The 19,857-nt window shown below is 56.7% G+C and carries 23 protein-coding genes; 11 read left to right on the top strand and 12 right to left on the bottom strand.

The window, feature by feature from the left end; translation table 11 throughout:
* Nucleotides 1–18 precede the first annotated feature (18 nt).
* The 4 genes from MED193_RS04870 to MED193_RS22245 all read left to right on the top strand — a co-directional run bounded on the left by MED193_RS04870 (nucleotide 19) and on the right by MED193_RS22245 (nucleotide 4,101).
* Complete coding sequence (locus MED193_RS04870; RefSeq protein WP_039966660.1) at nucleotides 19–435, top strand: VOC family protein; 417 nt, start codon at nucleotides 19–21, stop codon at nucleotides 433–435.
* Between the two features lie 152 nt (nucleotides 436–587).
* Entirely contained in the window at nucleotides 588–1,847 is a 1,260-nt protein-coding gene (locus MED193_RS04875) for an Hsp70 family protein (protein ID WP_039965897.1), read from the top strand.
* 111 nt (nucleotides 1,848–1,958) lie between these two features.
* Nucleotides 1,959–2,756: a lytic transglycosylase domain-containing protein gene (locus MED193_RS04880; protein WP_009808538.1), complete on the top strand. Its 798-nt coding sequence runs from the start codon at nucleotides 1,959–1,961 to the stop codon at nucleotides 2,754–2,756.
* Nucleotides 2,757–3,081: 325 nt separating this feature from the next.
* Nucleotides 3,082–4,101 carry a hypothetical protein gene (locus MED193_RS22245; RefSeq protein WP_009808539.1) on the top strand — a complete coding sequence of 340 codons (1,020 nt, stop codon included), beginning with the start codon at nucleotides 3,082–3,084 and terminating at the stop codon, nucleotides 4,099–4,101.
* 114 nt (nucleotides 4,102–4,215) lie between these two features.
* Here MED193_RS22245 and MED193_RS04890 read toward each other — a convergent pair whose 3' ends face one another.
* The 3 genes from MED193_RS04890 to MED193_RS04900 all read right to left on the bottom strand — a co-directional run bounded on the left by MED193_RS04890 (nucleotide 4,216) and on the right by MED193_RS04900 (nucleotide 6,681).
* Complete coding sequence (locus tag MED193_RS04890; RefSeq protein ID WP_009808540.1) at nucleotides 4,216–4,971, bottom strand: DUF3445 domain-containing protein; 756 nt, start codon at nucleotides 4,969–4,971, stop codon at nucleotides 4,216–4,218.
* 94 nt (nucleotides 4,972–5,065) lie between these two features.
* Nucleotides 5,066–6,028 carry a nickel/cobalt transporter gene (locus tag MED193_RS04895; protein ID WP_009808541.1) on the bottom strand — a complete coding sequence of 321 codons (963 nt, stop codon included), beginning with the start codon at nucleotides 6,026–6,028 and terminating at the stop codon, nucleotides 5,066–5,068.
* A complete protein-coding gene (locus MED193_RS04900) occupies nucleotides 6,013–6,681 on the bottom strand; it encodes a DUF1007 family protein (RefSeq protein ID WP_039966663.1) in 669 nt (222 codons plus the stop codon). The genes MED193_RS04895 and MED193_RS04900 overlap by 16 nt, the downstream gene beginning before the upstream one ends.
* A gap of 299 nt (nucleotides 6,682–6,980) precedes the next feature.
* Here MED193_RS04900 and MED193_RS04905 point away from each other — a divergent pair, with 299 nt between their 5' ends.
* From MED193_RS04905 to MED193_RS04930, 6 genes are all read left to right on the top strand, one after another.
* Nucleotides 6,981–8,210, top strand: coding sequence for a bifunctional alpha/beta hydrolase/OsmC family protein (locus tag MED193_RS04905; RefSeq protein ID WP_009808543.1), 1,230 nt, complete (start codon nucleotides 6,981–6,983; stop codon nucleotides 8,208–8,210).
* Between the two features lie 156 nt (nucleotides 8,211–8,366).
* On the top strand, nucleotides 8,367–8,624 hold the full coding sequence (locus MED193_RS04910; RefSeq protein WP_009808544.1) for a DUF6455 family protein: 258 nt from the start codon (nucleotides 8,367–8,369) through the stop codon (nucleotides 8,622–8,624).
* Between the two features lie 230 nt (nucleotides 8,625–8,854).
* Entirely contained in the window at nucleotides 8,855–10,159 is a 1,305-nt protein-coding gene (gene purB, locus MED193_RS04915; protein WP_009808545.1) for an adenylosuccinate lyase, read from the top strand.
* Between the two features lie 177 nt (nucleotides 10,160–10,336).
* Nucleotides 10,337–10,870 carry a hypothetical protein gene (locus MED193_RS04920; protein ID WP_039965899.1) on the top strand — a complete coding sequence of 178 codons (534 nt, stop codon included), beginning with the start codon at nucleotides 10,337–10,339 and terminating at the stop codon, nucleotides 10,868–10,870.
* 76 nt (nucleotides 10,871–10,946) lie between these two features.
* Nucleotides 10,947–12,056 (top strand): flagellar motor switch protein FliG, encoded by a 1,110-nt coding sequence (locus tag MED193_RS04925; RefSeq protein WP_009808548.1) that lies wholly within the window; start codon nucleotides 10,947–10,949, stop codon nucleotides 12,054–12,056.
* 128 nt (nucleotides 12,057–12,184) lie between these two features.
* Nucleotides 12,185–13,132 carry a lysophospholipid acyltransferase family protein gene (locus tag MED193_RS04930; protein ID WP_009808549.1) on the top strand — a complete coding sequence of 316 codons (948 nt, stop codon included), beginning with the start codon at nucleotides 12,185–12,187 and terminating at the stop codon, nucleotides 13,130–13,132.
* A 69-nt stretch (nucleotides 13,133–13,201) separates the two neighbouring features.
* Here the strand turns inward: MED193_RS04930 and MED193_RS04935 are convergent, their stop codons facing one another.
* Together MED193_RS04935 and MED193_RS23050 are read right to left on the bottom strand one after the other, a co-directional pair.
* The gene (locus tag MED193_RS04935; RefSeq protein WP_009808550.1) at nucleotides 13,202–13,921 is read right to left on the bottom strand and encodes a thioredoxin family protein; all 720 of its coding nucleotides are present in this window, start codon (nucleotides 13,919–13,921) and stop codon (nucleotides 13,202–13,204) included.
* Nucleotides 13,922–14,030: 109 nt separating this feature from the next.
* Complete coding sequence (locus tag MED193_RS23050; protein ID WP_198133852.1) at nucleotides 14,031–14,408, bottom strand: PilZ domain-containing protein; 378 nt, start codon at nucleotides 14,406–14,408, stop codon at nucleotides 14,031–14,033.
* A gap of 688 nt (nucleotides 14,409–15,096) precedes the next feature.
* Here MED193_RS23050 and MED193_RS04945 point away from each other — a divergent pair.
* Complete coding sequence (locus MED193_RS04945) at nucleotides 15,097–15,435, top strand: DOPA 4,5-dioxygenase family protein (protein WP_009808553.1); 339 nt, start codon at nucleotides 15,097–15,099, stop codon at nucleotides 15,433–15,435.
* 75 nt (nucleotides 15,436–15,510) lie between these two features.
* Here the strand turns inward: MED193_RS04945 and MED193_RS04950 are convergent, their stop codons facing one another.
* The 7 genes from MED193_RS04950 to secF all read right to left on the bottom strand — a co-directional run bounded on the left by MED193_RS04950 (nucleotide 15,511) and on the right by secF (nucleotide 19,857).
* Nucleotides 15,511–16,050, bottom strand: a complete 540-nt coding sequence (locus MED193_RS04950) for a DsbE family thiol:disulfide interchange protein (protein WP_009808554.1) — start codon at nucleotides 16,048–16,050, stop codon at nucleotides 15,511–15,513.
* Complete coding sequence (ccmD, locus tag MED193_RS04955; protein ID WP_009808555.1) at nucleotides 16,043–16,201, bottom strand: heme exporter protein CcmD; 159 nt, start codon at nucleotides 16,199–16,201, stop codon at nucleotides 16,043–16,045. The genes MED193_RS04950 and ccmD overlap by 8 nt, the downstream gene beginning before the upstream one ends.
* 2 nt (nucleotides 16,202–16,203) lie before the next feature.
* Entirely contained in the window at nucleotides 16,204–16,935 is a 732-nt protein-coding gene (locus MED193_RS04960) for a heme ABC transporter permease (RefSeq protein WP_009808556.1), read from the bottom strand.
* 39 nt (nucleotides 16,936–16,974) lie between these two features.
* Nucleotides 16,975–17,631: a heme exporter protein CcmB gene (gene ccmB, locus MED193_RS04965; protein ID WP_009808557.1), complete on the bottom strand. Its 657-nt coding sequence runs from the start codon at nucleotides 17,629–17,631 to the stop codon at nucleotides 16,975–16,977.
* Entirely contained in the window at nucleotides 17,628–18,242 is a 615-nt protein-coding gene (gene ccmA / locus MED193_RS04970) for a heme ABC exporter ATP-binding protein CcmA (protein ID WP_009808558.1), read from the bottom strand. The genes ccmB and ccmA overlap by 4 nt, the downstream gene beginning before the upstream one ends.
* A gap of 133 nt (nucleotides 18,243–18,375) precedes the next feature.
* On the bottom strand, nucleotides 18,376–18,729 hold the full coding sequence (locus tag MED193_RS04975) for an Mth938-like domain-containing protein (RefSeq protein ID WP_039966664.1): 354 nt from the start codon (nucleotides 18,727–18,729) through the stop codon (nucleotides 18,376–18,378).
* A gap of 159 nt (nucleotides 18,730–18,888) precedes the next feature.
* The gene (gene secF / locus MED193_RS04980; protein WP_009808560.1) at nucleotides 18,889–19,857 is read right to left on the bottom strand and encodes a protein translocase subunit SecF; all 969 of its coding nucleotides are present in this window, start codon (nucleotides 19,855–19,857) and stop codon (nucleotides 18,889–18,891) included.

Consider the following 19,857-nt stretch of genomic DNA (forward strand, 5'->3'; position numbering starts at 1 on the left):
CTGGAAAGGACTTTCGTCATGATTGCCTATGTTTCTGTTGGCTCCGATGACCTGGATAGCGCCAAACGTTTTTACACCGCCTTCCTGCCCGCACTTGGATACCGGCTCTCCGAAGGTCCTGAAGGTTTGAGCTTTTCCCTGCCCATCGCTCCGGGCCAGGCGCCTGCCTTGCCAGATTTTTATGTGAAACCTACCTTTGACGGATATCCGGCTTCTGCTGGCAACGGAGTGATGATCGCATTCGAGGCACGCGCCCAACAACAGGTCCGCGACCTACACGCCGCAGCCCTTGTCGCCGGCGGCAGTGACGAAGGGGCGCCAGGCTTTCGCGCCTCCTATGGACCCAATTTTTACGTGAGCTACCTGCGTGACCCACAGGGCAATAAGATTGCTCTGTTCTCCTGCGATCCAAGTGAACCAGGACGTGACGACTAGCGGCTTCGTGTACCTGGTATCCAATCGGTTTCAGGCAGATTTCGACTCAGACTTTGGGTGCCGCAGTAAGGGTCCACTTTCGCAACGCAGACCTTGATATGGCTTTCAGCCCTCTATATGAGGGCGCGTTCGAATGTTTGACTGGACACCCCATGACCTCCCCTGCTTTGCACCCCAACACATTAGGTATCGACTTTGGAACCTCAAACTCCGCCGCCGGGGTCGCCATGGGGGATCGCCCCTTCCTGGTTGATATGGAACCCGGTGAAACCACCCTGCCCACAGCGGTGTTTTTTGAACCCAAACGGCCCATGCGCATCGGGCGCGCGGCGACCCGCGCACTGATCAATGGGGATGAGGGACGGTTCATGCGTGCCCTCAAGAGCCTGTTGGGCACGCCGCTGTTGCGCGAAGAGCGGCGGATCAATGGCGAAGTCACCGATTTCATCCAGATCATCGCGCGTTTTCTGGCAGAGGTGAAATCCCGGGCCGAGGCCGCGACACATCAAACCTATACACATGCGCTGTCGGGCCGCCCTGTGCACTTCCATAGCGCCGACACCGGGCGCGATGCCCAGGCTGAGATAGACCTACGGGATTGCTACCTCGCGGCTGGCTTTGAGGATGTGCGCTTTTTATATGAACCAGAGGCAGCCGTGCGCTCCGCTGCGCCCTCTCCTGGGCTGGGGTTGATCGTGGATATCGGCGGCGGCACCTCGGATTTTACTCTGTTTGAGCAGGACAGTGCCGGGAAGACGCACATTCTAGCCTCTCACGGGGTGCGCCTTGGTGGCACCGATTTTGACCGTCAGATCAGCATCGACCATGTGATGCCGCTCTTGGGACGTGGCAGCCAAATCCGCAATGCCTTTGGCCCCGAGACCCTGCCCGCGCCCAACCGCTTGTTCAATGATCTCGCCACCTGGCAGATGATCCCCTTTCTTTATGCCCATGACAGCCGTCGCGCCGCGGGCGAATTGGCAAAATACGCGGTTGAACCCAATAAGCTCAACCGGCTTGTCTCGGTGTTGGCAGATGAGCTTGGGCATGATCTGGCCTTTGCCGTAGAACGCGGCAAGATCCAGGCCAATGTCGAACAGGCTGTTGATCCGCGGATTGATCTGCGAATTCTCGAGCGTGGATTAGCGGCGCCGCTTTGCCCCCAGTCGATGCAACAAAGCCTTGCCGCCATGATGACCCAGATCACCCTATGCGCGGCGCAAACCCTAGCTACCGCAGATATCAGCCCAGATCGGATCGATCGGCTGGTGATGGTTGGTGGCTCCTCGCTACTTGCCTCTCTGGAAACTGGGCAGCGCCAGCTCTGCCCCAATGCAACGGTTGAGAACCGTAACGCGATGACGGCCGTGGCCGATGGTTTGGCCCTATCTGCTGCAGAGGCCTTTGCCTGAGCGCGCGGGCCTCAGAAATGAGAGGGTGATCGCAGTTTTCCCGTTCGTATTGCTGGCAGCTACCGCTAAAGTCTGCCCCAAATTGCCACTTTTGTATTCAGGATCAGATTTATGCGTTTCCTTGCCGCCGCCATTGCCCTTACTGTTTCCAGCCTTACCCAGCCAGCCTTAGCTGCTCCCTGCGGCAATACCTCTGCTGGGTTTAATGCGTGGAAGGCAGATTTTGCCAGAACTGCCCGCCGCGCGGGTGTCAAAGCCCCCGGTCTTGAGGCCCTGGCCCAGGCTCAATATGCCAATCGCACCATCGCCGCAGATCGCAATCAAAAGAGCTTCCGCTACAGCCTGGAAAAATTCATGCAACTGCGCGGTTCAGCCACCATTGTGGCTCAGGGCCGCAAACGCAAAGCCCGTAACCCAGATTTCTACGCAGCGCTGGAACGCAAATATGGCGTACCGGCGGGTGTGTTGATTGCCATTCACGGCATGGAAACCGCCTTTGGCAACTACATGGGCGACAGCAAGATTGTCTCCGCGATTGTCACGCTGACCTATGATTGTCGGCGCTCCGACTTTTTTGAACCCCACGCTTTGGGCGCGCTTAAGTTGGTGGACCAAGGTGCCATTACCAGTGCCACGCTTGGGGCGAAACATGGCGAGCTGGGTCATACGCAATTTCTGCCTGGCAATGCGCTGAAATACGGGGTGGATTGGGATCGCGACGGGCGCGTCAACTTCTACGACCTAGAAGACGCCCTGGCCTCTACCGCGCGCTATTTGCAAAAACGCGGCTGGAAGCGTGGCAAGGGCTATCAGGAAGGCGAGGCCAATTACCGGGTGCTCAAGGAGTGGAACGCAGCCACTGTCTATCAGCAGTCCCTGGCCATCATGGGGCGTCAAATCGACAAATAGTCTGGCAGGTTCTCCCCTGTCGGCGCATGTGCCGATGGGGGGCATGCTCTCCTGTTTTGCAGATTGGAACAATACTGCGCTTTGGCAAGAATTGTAGGGTATGCGGCATCAAAGTGGCCGTGGAACGCCCTCTTATCGCCCCATTTTCTGCAAACGCCACGCCCAGAAACACCCTAACAAATTATATTTATTAATTTTTTCATGAATTCACAGCAACATAGTAGAATCTGAATTTTTATTCATCTATTGTCTCTCCCCGCCTCACTTTTGAGCCAGATCCCCTCCTATTGTTGACCCAGAGCACCCCGAATGGAGGACCCTGACGGTGGCACAGGTAGAGCAATACAAAGGCAAGCTGGGGTTTGAACACCGCAGTGAAGAGAAACTTACACTGGCACTGACCGAGTTGCTGGATACGCTGGAAGAATTCGGCCATCCGGCGGTTCAAATAAATGCCCGCGAGCCGCATCGGATCGGCTTGGACTGCGATCAATATCAGATCAGCCTGCGACTGCGTCGCATACCCTTGCGGCTTGGCGTGCGCACGCCGCTCGGTGTGCCCGCCCCTGCAGCCTATATCGAGTTGGCGATGATCCCCTGCTTCCCAGAAGTCTGCGACAAGGAAATCAGTGAAATCATGCTTGCCATGATCCTGAAACGTCTAACAGAGGCGCTGGAGCCCGTGGTCATCTTTTGGCAAGAGACGAACCAGCCCCTGACGGCTAAACAATTTCTCGGAGCCTTTGACAGTGCTGAAGTTCAGAACACTGAAGAACTGGTGGCTTCCCCGGCCATGGTGATCCAGTCTGAGACAGAGGATGCCTTGGCGGCCGAAGGGCTGCTGGAACAGGTCATCGACGCGGCTTCACCGCTGCAGGCGAAACCGCAGCCCCACACCCCACTGGCACAGGCGACCGAAAGGCCAAGCGCAAAGATGTCCGCTGCGGCGACACGGCTCTGGATGGCTGATCAGGCCCGCGCCGAAGCCGAGGCTGAGCGCGCCCGTGGACAGGCCCGGTTTGGGTCTGCGGATGAGGTAACATCGGTTCTGGAACAGCATTGCGATGAGATCCAAACCATGCCCCGGCGCATCAAACCGCGCAGCAAGACCGGCCGCAGTTCCCTTGCTGCAGCCCCGCATGCCTCTTACCATACCGTCTTTGGTAAGAGCCGGTTGAGCTGGATCTGGGCGCTGCCACGGAGCCTGCTTTCGATGGTCACAAATGCCTTTCGTAGCGTCGATCTGGTGCTCTCTGTGCGCGCCTTACTGACGGGGATGGTGGTTTTGTTCCTCCATGGTTCAGGTATGGTGCAGGCGGCAGCCCGGGTCTTGCTACCGCAGTAAGCCCTGAACAATACACGATGGGCGAAGGCTAGGTTGGCACCTTAGGGCTGGCGCTGCCAACTGGGGCGCTTCCTCACAGTGCCCCCCCCCCCGCAGCCTAACCGTCTCGTAGATCTAGCGAGACGGTGCCTGCCCTCCCCATTGGGCCATCACATCATCACGATGCACCATATATGTGTGGATCGAGAACACGACTGAGCGACTATTGGGCAAACGCAGAATGACTTGCTTTTCACTCCGCAGGTAGGGCGCGTCTTCACCGTGACTTTGGTCTCGGGGATCGTGCACGCTGCGCGGCGCATAGAGCTCAGGTGAGTGATACCAAAGCGCATTGAACCGCCAGAGAGGCCGACCAACCTGCACCCCATCAAACAGACGCTGTACCCGCCGGGCCATACTGTCGTCATAGCTGTCGACGGTATCATGTATCCCGATAAGAGGCCGCATGAATTTTTCTGCCAGTGTCCAACTGGCCGGAAAGCACAGCACCGCACCAGTCAGCACATGCTCTGCGCAGCCTTCGCGACGTTCTAAAATACAGAAATCTTCCTGACAAATCTGTCCCAACGTAGCCAGAGGATTTTGCCAGTCGATCGTGACCCTCGCACCATCCGGCCGGATCACATGATCCCGCGCCGCGCCGTAGCGATGGTCGAGCACAGCTTCCAGCAGCTCCTGCGCCGCCGGTTGCGCGCCGGGATCCATCCGCAGGACTGTATCCCCCTTCTCGCCAAGCAGGGTGCTCCGATAGGCAAGCTGCTCATTGCAGGCTTCATCCGGTCGCAGCCAGTCTGCCAGCTCCAGAGGTTTAATCCCCGGCAGAGGCTGCGCTTGTAAAGGGTTATAGGGGATGGAAGCTTGCAGTATCATGCCTGGCCTTTTGCTGAGTTGACTACCGAGATCACCATTTGAGCACCCCAGATCCGGCCAAGGCGCACCGCACGTCATATGGCGGCCTCATGCCCTAGCCAAGACTGCGCATCAAGAGACCAGAGGCCACCAAAACAACAAGGAACCCAGCGCAGATTTCAAGAACCGGCACGAACTGCGCAGCGCGACCCGACCGGGCAAAGACCGCCAAGGCCCCCCCGCGGAGGCCTATCGCAGCGAGACCCACCGTAATGGTCACCAATGCAGTCCCCAACGCCATCGCAAATGCTCCAGCGATTCCGGCCAGGGCAATTCCCATCTGCCAGGTAATAACCAGAACAAAAAGAGCGCCAGTACAAGGCCTTACCGCGATGCCCCCGATCAAAACCGCAGCCTCGCGCCAGGTCTGCAATCCACTGACCTCCTCTAGGCTAGGGCCATGGCGATGACCGCATTCGCTACAGACCTCAGAGGCGTTATGATCGTGGCCGTGGTCGTGGCTATGGTCATGGTTATGTTCACTACTCTGTAGCACCTCAGAGCGCGGCGCGGCGCGGCGCAAAAACTTGCGCACCCCCCGCAGCAGCAGCCAAAGCCCAATAGCAACAATGGCCCCATAACTGATGGGCGCCATTGTTTTTTCTGCAAGACCTATCAGACTGTCGCGACCAAGCTGCAGCAGGGTAATGGCGCCATAGACAAGCACAACAGCAGTTACGGCCTGACCAAGGCTGGACAAGAGCGCCACACCGCCCAGCCGTATCCAGGGCGTTTTCCGTGCCAGCCCGTAGCCGCCAACCAAAACTTTACCGTGACCTGGCCCGATTGCATGGAAAAACCCATAGGCAAAACAGACCAGCATTAACGCCATAATAGCACCAGGCTCACCTGCACGCAGGGCCCGCAAGGATCCGGCAATTCGGTTCTGAAAGCTGCGCTGATGCCCGGCGGCCCAATCCCCAAGAGGCGCAAGCATCCCTTGCGCCAGCCACCAGATGATGACGCACAGCAAGATGCAGCCCAGGATCAGGGCCAGAGCCTTTACGATGCGGGGCATGTGACCAGGATCTCGGTGGCGAATTCTCCGCCCATCAGCGGAATGTCATTTTCTTCCAGATCGGCATTGGCATCCAAACGCAAAAGTTGCGCCTGCATGATTGCCAACCCTCCAACAATATCTGGCTCGATCCGTTCCAACAGGCACAGCCCCTGGAGGTTCTCCGAAAGGGTCACGGGCAGTTTGATCTCGTAAGCAGTGTAAAAAGAGGGATCAAAGGCCTTGATAGAAAAGGGTCCCCCCTGCATCGGCGCGGGCACTTCCAGCTTACGCACATGCGTGCTGACAATACGCCCGTTCTGCAGATCCGTGGTGGGGTTTTCGGGGCCAGACAGCGCCAAGAGTTTGCCATCAACCCGTATCTCAAGATCGCCGTTAAATCCTTCATCCCAATTGGTATCAAACCCGACCAGACGCTGAGCTTCGTCGGGGGTGAGTTTGCCGTCTCCATCATTATCGAGAAACAGGTCCTCGGTGATCAAAAGTGAATAAAATTCATCATATTGCCAAGTGACCTTAATCCGAACCAGCTGGTTATCTTCGTTAAATTCCAGGGCAAAGCCAGTATCTACAAAGACATGGGGGTGCGCCAAACTCACCGCCGGAACACTCAGGCCAAGGATCATAGCAGGAAAGAGAAGCATCTGTTTCATAAGGCTGACCATATGAGCAGAGACAGGCAACTGCAATTGCTCCCCCACAGATAGATGCGCTGGTTCGGCAGTTTCATGCTGAACATTCTGACAAACCCTACAGGGCGTCACCGCGGCCAAACCGGGTTGCGATTGGCAGACCAGCAAGACCATCCGCCTCTCAGAGACCATTTTCCCGTGTCAGGAGCCAACTTTTTGGTCTCTTTGCATCACCTTCCCGTGACGTTTCCTGCAGTTGCCTTGCCCCAGGCCTATGGGCTGCGCAATCTAGGGCACCCCTAGCAACAAGGCCTTTCCCCATGGCAACCGAACGCATCTCTTTTCCCGGCCACTCCGGTGCGCCGCTTTCTGCCAGACTTGACCTACCTTCTGGACCGGTGCTGGCAACCGCTCTCTTTGCCCATTGCTTTACCTGTTCCAAAGACATCCCCGCCGCGCGCCGTATCGCTGGGCGCTTGTCCTCTATGGGAATCGCTGTGCTGCGCTTTGATTTCACCGGGCTGGGCCATTCCGAAGGAGAGTTTGCGAATACCACCTTCAGCTCCAATGTTGCTGACCTGATCGCAGCGGCTCAATATCTGGCAGGGCGCGACATGGCCCCATCGCTCCTGATTGGGCACTCCCTTGGCGGCGCCGCTGTGTTGCGAGCGCGTGCCGGCATTCCAACAATCAAAGGCGTTGTCACCCTCGGCGCGCCCTTTGATCCTGGCCATGTCTCACATCACTTTGATGCTGCCCTGCCTGAGATCCAGTCCAAGGGCCAAGCCGAGGTCTGTCTGGGCGGACGTCCCTTTGTGATTGGCCGCGATTTTGTCGAAGATATCCAGGCGGAGGCACTCACTCCCGCGATCAAGGAACTCAATGCCGCGCTGCTGGTCATGCATGCGCCCCTGGATGACACTGTCAGCGTCGACAATGCCGCCGAGATCTTCACAACCGCTAAACACCCCAAGAGCTTTGTCACCCTGGATGAGGCTGATCATCTGATCAGCAAGGCGCGCGATGCAGAATATGCAGCCGAAGTGATCGCCGCCTGGGCTGGGCGCTATATTGACCTCACCCCTCCCGCGCCGCCCCCTGGCGCCCCCGAGGGCGTGTTGCGGATCACCGAGGCCGATCCAGCGGGGTTCTTGCAGGATATCCAGTCGGGCCCTCATCACCACGCCTACGCGGATGAACCTCTGGCCTATGGCGGCACCAATCGCGGCATGTCGCCCTATGGATTTGTCTCGGCAGGGCTTGGAGCTTGCACCTCCATGACCATTCGCATGTATGCCCGCCGCAAAGCCTGGCCCTTGGACAGTGTCAGCGTCGATGTCTCACATGACAAGGTTCATGCCCAGGATGCGCTGCCCTCTGGCCCGGCCAAAATAGACCAGTTTATCCGCACCATTCGTATTTGCGGCAATTTGAGCGAAGAACAGCGGGACAGGCTTCTGGAGATTGCAGATAAATGCCCCGTACACCGTACTCTCGAACACAGTTCAAAAGTGGTGACAACGCTGGAAGAAGAACACACCATGATGTGAGGAGTTGCTTGTACGTAAGACGCCACCCCTGGTCCCCTACCCGCTTTGTGCATGCCAGCGGCAAAATGGTATTGATACATATCAAAGTTAGCCCAAACGATCCATGTCATCCTCCGCTCAACAATCTGGACTCCCGTCCAACTTGAGGAGAGATACATGGGACTTTTTTCGAAACTCGGGCAAAGCACCGATCTGGTTGAAGGTATGGCAGATCGTCTGGGTGTTGAGCTTGCCGATAGCATGGCAAAAGACCCAGAGGCCGAGGGCCGCAAATTTCGACGGGCGGTATTGAATTGCAGCCACTGTGGCAATCAAGCAGGCTGTGCCGATCTGCAGGCAGCAAACAGACATCTTGAGGAAGCCCCGAGCTATTGTCGCAACCGCGACATGCTTGCCCATATGACCAAGAGCTAGCCCGCCCCGACTGTATCGACATGACAAAGCGGCACCTGCAGTCAGGTGCCGCTTTTCGTGCGCCCTAAGAGAAAATCTAAACGCCCTTTGTCGAGAGAAGTTTTTCACAGGAACCGACATCCAGATCCTGCGACATTTTTCATATTGCCCTTCCCGGACTTGCCCAATTGGCCCGCCTCCCGTATGACGCGCCCTATCAACTGGACAATCCCATAAAGGTGCTTTCGCCAATGATCCCTCGTTATTCCCGCCCCGAAATGGTCGCCATTTGGTCGCCCGAGACCAAGTTCAAGATCTGGTACGAGATCGAGGCCCATGCCTGCGAAGCCATGGCCAATATTGGCGTTATCCCCCGCGAAAACGCCGATGCTGTCTGGAAAGCCAAAGACGTGGAATTCGACGTCGCCCGCATTGATGAAATCGAAGCCGTCACCAAACATGACGTCATTGCCTTCCTGACACATCTGGCGGAACATGTGGGCTCGGAAGAAGCCCGCTTTGTGCATCAGGGCATGACCTCCTCCGACGTGTTGGACACCTGCCTCAATGTACAGTTGGTGCGCTCGGCTGACATCCTGATCAAAGACATGGAAGCTCTGCTGGCGGCGCTGAAAAAACGCGCGCTGGAGCACAAAGACACCGTACGTGTTGGTCGCTCCCACGGCATTCACGCCGAACCCACAACCATGGGGCTGACCTTTGCGCGCTTTTACGCCGAAATGGACAGGAACATGGCGCGCCTGAAACTGGCGCGGGAAGAAATCGCTACCGGTGCGATCTCGGGCGCGGTTGGTACTTTCGCCAATATCGACCCCGCTATTGAAGAACATGTCTGTGCCCAGCTGGGCCTGAGCCCTGAACCGATTTCGACACAGGTGATCCCCCGTGACCGTCACGCGATGTTCTTTGCCACCCTTGGCGTGATTGCATCGTCGATCGAAAACGTCGCCACCGAAATCCGCCACATGCAGCGCACCGAAGTGCTGGAAGGCGCGGAGTTCTTCTCCATGGGCCAAAAGGGCTCTTCGGCTATGCCACACAAGAAGAACCCGGTCCTGACCGAAAACCTCACGGGTCTGGCCCGTCTGGTGCGCTCCGCTGTGATCCCGGCGATGGAGAACGTTGCTCTGTGGCACGAGCGTGACATCTCGCATTCCTCGGTTGAACGGGCCATTGGTCCTGACTGCTGCGTCACATTGGACTTTGCCCTGGCGCGCCTCACCGGCGTTGTCGATAAGATGCTGGTCTTCCCTGAGAACATGCTGGACAACATGAATAAATTCCCTGGTCTGGTGATGAGCCAGCGAGTGCTTCTGGCCCTGACACAGGCTGGAGTTTCGCGTGAAGACGCCTATTCCATGGTACAGCGCAATGCTTTGAAAGTGTGGGAAGAGCGTCTTGATTTCCGCGAACTGCTGCTGGCCGATGCCGAAGTGGTTGCCGCGCTGGGCACCGATGGCGTGGAAGAGAAATTCAACATGGACTACCACACCAAGCACGTTGATACGATCTTCAAGCGGGTCTTTGGCGCCTAACCGCTAATCAGAACCTGACACATGATCTGGCGCTTCTCCGATGGAGGAGCGCCTTTTTTCTTTGGCGTCCCGCCTGGCTTTTCACGACAAGGTGACCAAACTGCTTGGCGAGAGTTGTAAACAACGCCAGGTTCTGCGCTATACTGGCGCAAAGTCCCTTTTTTTCGGAGTTGATTAATGCGTTCCCTCGTTCTTGCCTTAGCACTGACCCTCCCTCTTCCTGCATTCTCTGCCGGAAGCGATACCATGACCCCGCCCACGCCCAGCGATACAACCAAAACCTGCAAAGGCAAACGGGTCTGGGACGAAGCAAAGGGACGCTGCGTACGGCCAAAGCAATCTTCCCTGGATCAGGATGGGTTGTATGATGCGGTACGCGAACTCGCTTATGCGGGCCGCAACGAAGACGCCCAGGCAGTGCTGTCTGCAATGTCAGACCAAGGGGATACGCGGGTGCTGACCTACTGGGGGTTCACCCATCGCAAACTGGGCAACTCTGCCCTGGCAAAGGCCTTCTACGATCAAGCGATTGCCCAAGATCCCAATAACCTGCTGGCACGGTCCTACATGGCCCAAGGCTTTGTCGAGGAAGGTCAATTTGGCCTGGCCCTGGCGGAATGGAAAGAAATTCGCGCCCGCGGCGGTGCTGGTACCTGGCCGGAAACCTCATTGCGTCAGGCTTTGGAAACTGGTGTTACAACAAGCTACTAAGCTTCAGCTTTTCTTTACCGCTTGTGGGATAGTTTAGACCTGACCGAAAAAGAATCTTTTTGGCTAGGGTGCTAGAATGCTGCAAGACGATATGTTGGCGCTACCGATGACCACCGATGGTGGTGGGATGGGCGATTTCTCCGCTCCGGCTCCGGCTGGAATGGGCGGAAGCTCTTTGCCTGTTCCAAAGTTGAGCGGTAAGGCCAAGGCTGCCATCGTTGTGCGCCTCTTGCTCAATGAAGGCGCCGATATTCCGATCGAAGACCTGCCTGATGAGTTGCAAATGGAACTGACTCAGCAGATGGGCAAAATGCGCCTTGTTGACCGCGAAACACTCTATGCCGTAGCCTCTGAATTTGCAGAAATGTTGGACAACGTGGGCCTGACCTTTCCCAATGGTCTGGCTGGCGCATTGACCGCTATGGATGGTCGCATCAGCCGCCAAACCGCAAGTCGGCTGCGTAAAGAAGCCGGTGTGCGCCAGTTTGGGGATCCGTGGGAGCGCCTAAAAGCCCTGCCCCCCGAAGATCTCGCCTCTCTTGCAGAAGCAGAAAGCATCGAAGTTGCTGCCGTTTTGCTGTCGAAACTGGACACCGCTAAGGCCGCGCAGATGCTGGTTCACCTGCCCGGCAAAGTCGCACGTCAAATCACCTACGCAGTAAGCCATACCAGTAATGTCACCCCCGATACCGTTGATCGCATTGGGCTTTCTCTGGCAGGTCAGGTCGAAGCACGACCAGACCTCGCCTTTGAAACCACACCAGGCCAACGCGTGGGTGCCATTCTTACCGAAGCCGCCGCAGCCAAGCGCGAAGAGGTTCTTATTGCGCTTGAAGAAGAAGATGAAGACTTTGCCACAGATGTGCGCAAAGCCATCTTCACCTATGGGCTGCTGGCACAACGGATGCAGCCGCTTGATGTTCCAAAACTGATGCGTGTGCTTGCTATCCCAGAACTGGTCACCGCCATCGCCTTTGCCACAGATGAGGATGACATTGCCACCAATGACTTCCTGCTCGACAATATGTCCAGCCGCATGGCGACTAACATTCGCGAAGAAGTGGCGGAGCGCGGCAAGGTCAAACGCAGCGATGGCGAAGCGGCCTTTGGTCTGATTGTCTCTGCGATGCGCGACCTGGTCACCACCGGAGAGATCGAGCTGATTTCCGATGAGGAAGAAGAATAAGCGTCAATCAAGAACGATAGGCGATCTATGTCGCAGGTCAATCAGTCCTAAAGGGTCTGTGGTTGTGCCTTTTTTCTCCAGAGGTTATGATCTGCTTCTGATCAAATTCGCTGCAGGCCTCTTGCACTATGCCCCTAGATCCATCGCAACTGACGGCCAGACAACGCGCCTCCTATTTTGCTGAAAACATTGCTCTGCGCGGGATACTTAGATTGGCAGGATTGGTTCCGTATCGCTGGCGCGTTCCCCTAATCGGCAAGTTGGTGAGTGCCCTGGGTCCCCTGGTGGGGTTTGACCGCAGAATCCGTGACAATCTCACCCTAACCTGCCCTGATCTGACAGAGGCTGATGTCGCAAAGCTATGCCGCGAGGTCAGCGATAATGCAGGCCGAACCATAGCCGAGCTCTATGCTGGTGCCCCCTTTATCGAACGCGCCAAGGCCGCACCCATTACCGGTGCAGGTCTGCAGTCCCTGGAAGAGGCCCGCGCCGCTGGGCGCCCTGTCATTCTGGTCACGGGTCATTTTGGAAACTACGATGCGGCGCGCGCTGGGCTCATCTCGCGGGGGTTTACCATGGGCGCCCTGTATCGGCGCATGGCAAATCCCTATTTCAATACTCATTATGTGCGCACCATTAGCCAGATCGGTACTCCGATGTTTGAACAGGGCAAACGGGGCATGGTGGAAATGGTGCGGCACCTCAAAAAGGGCGGTACCATCGCAATTGTTGCCGATCTCCACGTGCATGGCGGTGAACTGATAAACTTCTTTGGCAAACCGGCGGTCACCTCAACTGTACCCGCGGAACTAGCTCTCAAGTATAATGCCGCCTTGATACCTGTTTACGGGATCCGACAGGAAAATGGTTTGGATTTTGAGGTCACACTGAGTGACGAAATCTCTGCCTCAGATCCTGTGACCATGACACAGGCGATTTGCGACGACCTTGAAAATGTAGTGCGTCGCCATATGGGGCAATGGTTCTGGATTCACCGGCGTTGGAAATCCTATCTGCCAGAGGCCGCAGCAGATCCGTCTGGAGAGACCTCACCAGAAGACGGGTTAAACTCCTGACACTTATCCTTTTCGGTCAAGCTGCTAAGGCCACATCTTAATTCGTCTTCGACGATTTAGTCTGCGGCTTCAATGGGTCCGGGCAGCGGCCAAGATCGCGCCAAAGGGCGCCTGTTGCACCAGGATCACCGCAGGCCGTGTCTCATCAAAGTCGGTTTCAAACTCGGCAGGCTGTTGGCCGTCCCAGATCGCAACCTGGCGAAAATCCTTGACGATATTGGAATACTCGATTTCGTGCCCAGCCAACTCTCCGCGGGTGATATTGACGGTGTCCGAGGGAGTATAGCCCAACATCTGGATCACAATTGGGGTCTCAGGAAGGGGTTGCAATGGTGCAACCGACACCGTCAGGCGCCCGCTCTCGTGCTGCACATCCAGAGCAACGGGCCGCGCCACAGACTGATAGGCAGAAATCGCTTTTGCCAGCCCCATTGCGTCACTGCCGGATACATCTTGCTGCCCCATAACGATCATCTGCGGCGTGTAAATCATTTTGCGCCCAGCGACCTGGGCATAGCCCTTTTGCCTGTTGGTATTAAACGGGCTGGCAAAGATATCTTTCCAGCCGATGTAATCCCAATAGTCCACATGCAGCGCCAGAGCGATGACATCTGGTCGCTGCGCCAATTGCTTCAGCAAGGCATCAGCAGGCGGACAGGAGGAGCAGCCTTGTGAGGTAAAAAGCTCCACCACCACCGGTTTGGACAAGGTGTCACTGGTCTGCTCAGCCTGGGCAATGCCGGAGACGTCAACAAGAAAGGCCGTAGCAAGGGCCAGAAAGAGTTTCATGACATTTTTCTCCTATCATGCTCTTCTGGTCTACTCCGCCCCTGAAATTTTCGCCAATCAATCATTCTTGAAAGCCCGTCACGCAGAAACCGGGTCTACGTGAACCAGATCATTTCCCCGCCAGGACAAGCCCCGTCTCCGGCTCATCAAATAGAGCCTTGTCGATGACTGCGGTATTCAGCATGGTAAGGAAATTCAGCGTAATAGATCCGTTCTTGTTTCGCACGACACGACCGGTGGCTGTCTCGCCCAGAAAATTCAGCTCAACCTCTTCGCCCTGGGCAATACTCTTTTTCAGATCCACAATCGCGCCCGCCCTGCTGAGATCCACGATCACTGCCGCTTGCCGTCCTTTGGCACCAACTACGCTGCAGGGGATCATGCAGGAATAGCGCTTGGCGCGCCGCATCGAGACCTGACTCCACCAGGCCATGCCCCCAGCGGCCATTCCGCCAACGACGAGGATGATCCCAAAGAAATACAACACACCACTTTCCAAAAGGCTCTGAGCCACTGAGCGGCCACTAACAGAGTTGTGGCCTCCCGCTCCTGCTGGAGCGCGGCAAGGCAAGGCTGTGTTTCGCCTACTCAGGGAGCTGAGTTGTCCTTTTACGCGCATATCCAAAGCTGTAGCGGCTGTGGTTCGGCGACCCGACTTTTCGTGGCTAAAGACCAACTGCCGCTGTTGCTTGACAAAACTCTGCAGCTGCGCGGCCAGATTTTTATGCCCATTGTCTATTAGCCGCTGCAACAGGCCGGAAACCGCTGGATCCTTGAGACTTCGCTCCAGCCGCAATACCGTATTGGCGCCAGATCCTGTCTCCAAATATTTCAAAAATTCCTGTGAATTCATAATTATGTCGCCAACATCATTCTGCAACCGGCAACTGGATAGATTGTCAGACGCCTGCACCGACTGCGTAGAAAGGCCCAGCACGACCAAGAGCATTCTAAAATTTGGCCATTGTCGCATTGCTAGTTTTCCTCTCTTGGGCGTCTCGAAGGGCTTATGTACGCCGCCCCGGAGTTTTGGCAGACAGAGATTGCCGTAAGTTTAACGGAAATTTTGTTTCGCCCCTACGTTGAATCTTGGGACACCAAGCAAACTAACCGCGCAGGTTTACTGTTGAAAATTTCACAATTGTTCGGGGTTAGACCACCAAATAATGTAAGGTATGAAACAGATCTCCAGCATCCAGGGCTATCACGCCCATGTCTATTTCGACGCCGCTCGCCTCGAACTGGCAAAGAACCTTTGTGAAAGCGCCGCTGCGCAGTTTGCCGTCCAGATGGGGCGGGTACATGAGAGATGCGTCGGGCCGCACCCCATGTGGTCCTGCCAATTGGCCGCCAGCCCGGCGCAATTTGCCCAGCTGCTGCCCTGGCTAGCGCTCAATCGTGGGTCTCTTATCGTCTTTGCCCATCCAGAAACAGGAAATGACCTAGAAGATCATCGCGACCACGGCATCTGGTTGGGCACGGGGCTCGATCTCGACCTCTCTATCTTTTCCTGAAGTCGTCGCAAAAGAGGGAAACCTCCTGCAATTGCATCGCTCTAAACAAGTGTTCTGACGCCGCCTCGGACGGGCCTAGTTGCCGCGGGCCTGTTCCAGGGCTGGGCGCAGGGTGTTTTTAATCACCCGCTGCGTTATGGGGCCGGCAAAACGTAGGATGATCTTCCCATCACCGTCAATGACATAGGTCTCCGGCACGCCATAGACACCCCAATCCAGCGCCATACGGCCCTTTTCATCACGACCAATAGCGGCATAGGGATCCCCTAGCTCCTCAAGGAAAGAAGCGGCGTTGTCCTCCTGGTCTTTGTAATTTACCCCGTAGATCTTGATGCCCTCCTGCGAGAGGGCTTCAAGGTTGGGGTGCTCGACCCGGCAAGGCGCACACCAGCTGGCCCAATAATTGACCAGTTTCACCTCACCATCGCGCAGATCGGAATCGTCAAACAGCTCTTTTCCGGAAAACTCGCTGAGTACGACTTCTGGTGCAGGCTGGCCTTCGCGGGCGGAGGGCAGGCTTTCAGGATCGTCCCGGTACATACCGGTGACAGCCAGACCAACAAAGCTGGCAAACACGACAATCGGTACGGCCATCAGAGGAGAAAACTTAGCCATCCCGACGCATCCTTTGCTCAATAGAGTCCATTTCGCGGCGCACCCGGCGCCCTCTCAAGAGGGTGAGTACCACCAAGAGCGCCAGCAATATCAGAGAGGCTGCATAGGCGCTCAGCACCGTGTCGCTGTATTTTCCAAGATCAGGCACCATGATCACGCCTCCTGCCGTTCGCGCGCCATCAGCGCCTTGATCCGCCGGGCCCGGATTTCTGTCCCGGTCCGGTAAAATACCATGGCCACAAAGAACAGGCCAAAGCCTACCATGCAGACATAGAGAGGGTTGGAAAAGGCATCGGCCACGTTTTCCTTTTCATCCAGAGACAGTGAGGCCCCCTGATGAAGACCCTGGTTCCAGAAATTCACCGCATAACGGCTGAGCACCGCAAAGACCGTGCCCACCAGACACAGGATCGATGTGAGATCCGCAGCGGTATCGGGATCCTCAATGGCTTCCCAGAGGGAGATGTAGCCGAGGTAGAACAGGAACAGCACCAAGAACGAGGTCAGACGCGGATCCCAAGCCCACCAGGTTCCCCACATGGGCTGGCCCCAAATCGCGCCAGTGGCCAGAGCAATCAGCGTCATGACAATGCCAACCGGTGCTGCAGCTTTGGCAGCCAGGGCGCTGACATGGTGGCGGCGGATCACCCAGATCAGCGAGGCCACCAACATCATGAACCAGGCGTTGATCGCCATCAGGGCTGCGGGCACATGCAAAAAGATGATCTTGACGGTGGAGCCCTGCCGATAGTCATCCGGGGTGAAAAAGAAGCCCCAGATCAGCCCCACAGCCATCAGCAGGCCCGAGCTCACCCAGAGTACCGGCATCACCCGTTCAGAGGTCTGCAGGAACTTTCGTGGATTGGCATATTCCCAGATCGACATATTGGCTCTCTTGTTCCCGTGGTTTCGATTACTAAATAGCTAGCGCAGATTGATACGCAAGACGGCAGCGCTGGCAAAGGGCATCAGCGCGATAACGCCAGCAGAAATCCCCGCCAGCATCAGCAAAGGTGTCTCAACCCCCATGTTCATCGCGCCGCGCCGCGCCGCCTCAGCGCCAAAGATGAGCGTCGGCACATAAAGCGGCATAACCAGAAGTGACAACAACAGACCGCCGCGTTTCAGCCCCACCGTCAGCGCCGCTCCAAAGGTTCCGATCACTGACAAGGCAGGGGTCCCAAGCAGCAACGAGATCACCACCCACTTGAAACCTTCGAGTGGTAGATTCAGTAGCACGCCCAGAAACGGTGCGGCCAGCACCAATGGCAAGCCCGTGGTGATCCAATGGGCCAGGGCCTTGATGGTGACCACGGCCTCCAACGGCAAGGGCGCCGTGGCCAACAGATCAAGTGAGCCATCTTCCCAGTCCAGCGCCAGCAGCCTATCCAGCGACAACAGACAGGACAGCAACGCCCCCAGCCACAAAACCCCCGGCGCTATCCGCGACAGAAGGTCAGATTCAGGTCCGACTGAAAACGGCACCATGACCGTAACAATCAGGAAAAAGGCCAGCCCCAAACCAAAACCACCCCCTGCCCGCACCGCCAAGCGCAGATCTCGCATCAACAGCGCAATCACAGAAAGCCCCCGTCGAAATCGTCAAACTCCAGCGGTGCCGCCTTATAGGGGCCAACATCCAGCACGGTTGCCTCCAGGCCTAGATCAATATGAGTGGCGATCAGCGCCGATCCGCCAGCATCCAAATGGCCGCGCACCGAATTGGCAAACAATGTGACTGAGGCCTGATCCAGGCTCACAGTGGGTTCGTCCATCACCCAGATGGGCCGTCCAGTAACCATCATGCGAGACAGCCCCAACCGCCGCTTCTGCCCGGCTGATAACGCCCCTGCGGGGCGATCGCGCAGCGGGGCCAAGTTATAGGCTTCCAGCGCGGGCTCGATGCTTTGCGCCCCGAACACGCTGGCCCAAAAGGTCAAATTTTCTGCCACAGTCAGGGCGGATTTCAACCCATCAGAATGGGCCGCATAGGCGATTTGATCTTCGCCGCAGCTAACCGTCCCCCCCAGCGGAGGTTGCAGCCCGGCGATAGTGCGCAACAGGGTTGTCTTGCCAATACCATTGGGGCCACGCAGGATCAGAGCCTGGCCGCGGGTCAGTTCAAAACTGATCCCCTCCAACACCGGCAAGCCCCCGCGGGCAATGCTCAGATCTGATACATTCAGTGACATGAATACAGGCTTATCTCATTGTTCGTTTGGACAAAAGTACGAAAGCCCATGCTCTGGCCTTGCGGCAGGTCAATTCCCACACTTATGGCGCAACTTTGCTGGCAAAAGTGGAGGAATATCAGCTGGGCAAGCCTCAGACTGGCAACACCGCCAGCGCGATCCGGCGCCCCTCCGAGAGTAAAACATTATAGGTTCTGCAGGCGGCTGGGGAATTCATCACTTCCACCCCGAGCCCCGCTTCTTCCAGTTTTTGGCGCAGCGCGGTTGGAATATGGGCGATTTCACTTCCTGTCCCAATAAAGACCACGTCCACCGTACCGACAAGTGCGATAAGGCTGGCGCTATCCTCATAACCGCCCCAAGAGCTAAGCCTCGTTGCCGTCACCAAAAGAGCGCCGTTATGAAGCACGCCACCGACGCGAAAGAAACCCGGCCCATAGCCATCAACAGGCCGAGCCTCACTAAATGTCACCTCATTGAGCTGCATACCCTGTCCAATCATTGTTTGCCCCTCACGCGCCATGACGCGCGCCCAAAGTCGGGGCAATCCCTGCCATGGCCGCAATCGGCTTGTCAAAACAAATGAAGCTGCGGAGTGCCCCCCGCAGCTTCGTCTTTACACGGCTATCTGCTGTGTTTGCGCCTGTCAGGCATCGATATTGCCAAACTGATTGCCGGCGGTATTGGCCTGCTTGCTCCAGTCGCGTTTAACCCCCAGCCACAAAAGAATGGTGGAGGCGACAAAGACCGAAGAATAGGTGCCGACGATCACACCCCAGATCATCGCAAAGACAAATCCGCGAATCACATCGCCGCCCAAAACATAGAGCGAGACCAGCGCCAGCAGCGTGGTGACCGAGGTCATCACCGTCCGGCTGAGGGTTTCATTGATCGACAGGTTCAACACCTCCGACAGGTCTTTCTTTTTGTAGCGGCGCAGGTTTTCACGCACCCGATCAAACACCACAACGGTATCGTTCAGCGAGTAGCCTACGATAGTCAGCAGCGCTGCAATGATCGCCAGATCGAATTTGATCTGCAGCTCGGAAAAGATCCCGATGGTCAGCACAACGTCATGCACCAAGGCCACGACCGCGCCCAGGGCAAATTGCCATTCAAACCGCAGCCAAATGTAGATAAGAACCGCGCCAATCGCCAGCACCACGGCCAGGATCGCGGTCTGCACCAACTCGCCAGAGACCTTGGGGCCCACGGATTCCACCGAGACAAACTTGATGCCCGGTGCCACCGCATCCAATGCCTGTTGCAACTCTTCGATCACCTCGCCAGAGATCGCCTCACCACTGGCCTGAGCCTGAATACGGATCATAGCAACATGCTGATCCTCTTCAAAGGTCGGATCAAACACCTCGGTGATCGAGATATCGCCTAGCTCCATTGGCGCAATGGCCTCGCGATATTGACCCACGTCAATCGCCGTTGTGCTTTCGGTCCGCACAGTTGTGCCGCCGCGGAAGTCGATGCCAAAGTTCAGCCCCTGAAGGCCAAAGGACACCAGTCCGACAACCATCATGAGGGCGGAGATACCCAGCCAGATCTTCCACTTACTGAAAAAATCGAATGAGGTTTCCTGAGGAACAAGTCTCAACCGCAT

This window comes from Roseobacter sp. MED193, from assembly GCF_000152965.1.
In the GTDB taxonomy this organism is placed as follows: domain Bacteria; phylum Pseudomonadota; class Alphaproteobacteria; order Rhodobacterales; family Rhodobacteraceae; genus Pseudophaeobacter.